Raw genomic sequence first — 2,176 nt, 5'->3', positions numbered from 1 at the left:
TGAAACTCTATCTCTTCAGCTTCCGCAACCACGGCGACTTCCATGAAGACTGCGTCAACATCATCATGAAAGACCTCATCGCCCTGATGGATCCGAAATACATCGAAGTATTCGGCGAATTCACACCGCGCGGCGGCATCGCCATTCATCCGTTTGCCAACTACGGCAAAGCAGGCACAGAGTTTGAAGCTTTGGCACGCAAACGCCTGTTTGAGCACGATGCACAATAATCCTATTCAGACGGCCTAACGCCCTTTTCATTGCAAGACTTTCTCTATTGCACGGTCTCGCAAGGCTTCATGCCGTCTGAAAAAACTTCCGAAAGATTTCCATGTACGAATTTACTGCCGCACAGCAGAAGAAAGCGCTCTTCTGGCTGGTGCTTTTCCATATTTTTATTATCGCCGCCAGCAACTATCTGGTGCAGTTCCCCTTTCAAATTTTCAGTATCTTTACCACTTGGGGCGCATTTTCCTTCCCCTTTATCTTCCTCGCAACCGACCTGACCGTGCGCATTTTCGGCGCACCGTTGGCGAGACGGATTATTTTTTGGGTGATGTTCCCCGCCCTGCTGCTCTCTTACGTCTTCTCCGTCCTCTTTCATGACGGCAACTGGACAGGCTGGGCATCTTTAGCCGAATTTAACACCTTCGTCGGCCGTATCGCATTGGCCAGCTTTTCTGCCTATGCGCTCGGGCAAATCCTCGATATTTTCGTGTTCAACAGATTACGCCGTCTAAAATCATGGTGGATTGCCCCCACAGCTTCTACCGTTGTCGGCAACGCTTTGGATACGCTGGTGTTTTTCGCCGTTGCCTTTTATGCGAGCAACGATGAATTTATGGCGGCAAACTGGCAAGGCATCGCATTTGTCGACTATCTATTCAAACTTGCCATCTGCACCCTCTTCTTCCTGCCTGCCTACGGCATCGTATTGAGCATCTTGACCAAAAAACTGACTTCCTTAAACGTCCGTCAAGAAATGCCCGAATCGGTTTTAGCCAAATAAGCAGTAGATAAAAAACAAGGCCGTCTGAAACTTTAATCGTTCAGACGGCCTTTTATGTTTTAAACAATTAACCGGTTAATTGTTTGGTAATCAGTTTTTTCAGCGGCGGGAAGTTATTGCTTGCACGCAATACCAAACCGCGCAGCAGTTTTGCCGGAGCAGTTTCATTGGTAAAGAGTTTCAGCAGCATATTGGTGCCGTGGTAAATCGGATGGGCGTGTAGCATATGCTTGGTGCTGTATTTTTCCAGCAGGCTCTTCGCACCAATATCCTGACCGCGTTGCTCGGCTTCAAGAACCAATTTAGCCAAAAGATCGGCACTTGCCAGACCCAAGTTGAAACCGTGCGCAGTAACCGGATGCATACCGACTGCGGCATCGCCGATCAACGCGCTGCGTTTGCCGTAGAAACGTTGGGCAATCATGCCGACCAAAGGATAATTGTGAATGGTGCTGACCAATTCCATATCACCCAAACGGCCTTTGAGTTGCTCTTTCACGCTGGCTGCCAACTCTTCCGGCGACATGTTTTTAATCGTCTCGGCTTTATCGCTGTCCACCGTAATCACCGTATTGGTTAAATGCTCTTCCAAAGGCAGCAACGCAATGGTACGGCCGTAGTGGAAGCATTCATATGCGGTATGCAGATTAGACAAAGTATGCTTCATGCGGCACACAAACATAGTGCGGCTGTAATCGTGCATATCGGAAGAAATGCCCAATTGACGGCGCGTTTGCGAGAAGCGGCTATCGGCGGCCAACAACAGACGGCCGGTCAATACTTCGCCGCTTTCCAAAATAACTTGCGCCTCATTGTCGGAAGTTTTAACTTCTTTAACATTGGTGCCGGTCAAGATTTTGACGTTATCCAATTTGGACACGACTTCATAAGCGGCTTTACGGATGTTGTGATTGGAAATCAAATAGCCCAAGCAGTCCGCAGGCTCACCGCGTGCCTCTGTCGGTTGCGGGAAGTGGAGCTGGTAATCGGAATGACCGTTCAACACTTTGGCATCGCGCAAAGGATAAATTTCGTCTTTTGGAATCAAATCCCACATACCCAATCGCTGCATGATTTCGCGCGACAAGTGCGTCAGTGCGATTTCACGGCCGTCATACGGCGGATTTTGCAACACTTCTAAAGGACTTCTTTCAATCAGGGTTATGT

At 48.8% G+C, this 2,176-nt stretch carries 3 protein-coding genes; 2 read left to right on the top strand and 1 reads right to left on the bottom strand.

Annotation, left to right across the window (positions count from 1 at the left end):
• Both ACTHUE_RS16360 and ACTHUE_RS16355 read left to right on the top strand, forming a co-directional pair.
• Positions 1 to 230 (top strand): preQ(1) synthase (locus tag ACTHUE_RS16360; RefSeq protein WP_440423995.1); only part of this gene is annotated, 230 nt, incomplete at its 5' end.
• A 101-nt stretch (positions 231 to 331) separates the two neighbouring features.
• Positions 332 to 1,009 (top strand): 7-cyano-7-deazaguanine/7-aminomethyl-7-deazaguanine transporter, encoded by a 678-nt coding sequence (locus tag ACTHUE_RS16355; RefSeq protein ID WP_049337017.1) that lies wholly within the window; start codon positions 332 to 334, stop codon positions 1,007 to 1,009.
• A gap of 67 nt (positions 1,010 to 1,076) precedes the next feature.
• On the opposite strand, the gene ubiM is transcribed toward ACTHUE_RS16355, so the two are convergent.
• Positions 1,077 to 2,176: 5-demethoxyubiquinol-8 5-hydroxylase UbiM (gene ubiM, locus ACTHUE_RS16350; protein WP_440423997.1), on the bottom strand; the 1,100-nt coding region annotated here is incomplete at its 5' end.

The sequence above is a fragment of the Neisseria sp. P0021.S005 genome (genome assembly GCF_051956955.1).
The sequence above is the reverse complement of the archived record's forward strand: the minus strand, read 5'-3'. Positions and strand labels throughout refer to the sequence as shown.

Bases quoted from the DNA above. Each gene is read 5' to 3' on its own strand.
- ACTHUE_RS16355 (WP_049337017.1), top strand. From the start codon at position 332: ATGTACGAATTTACTGCCGCACAGCAGAAGAAAGCGCTCTTCTGGCTG.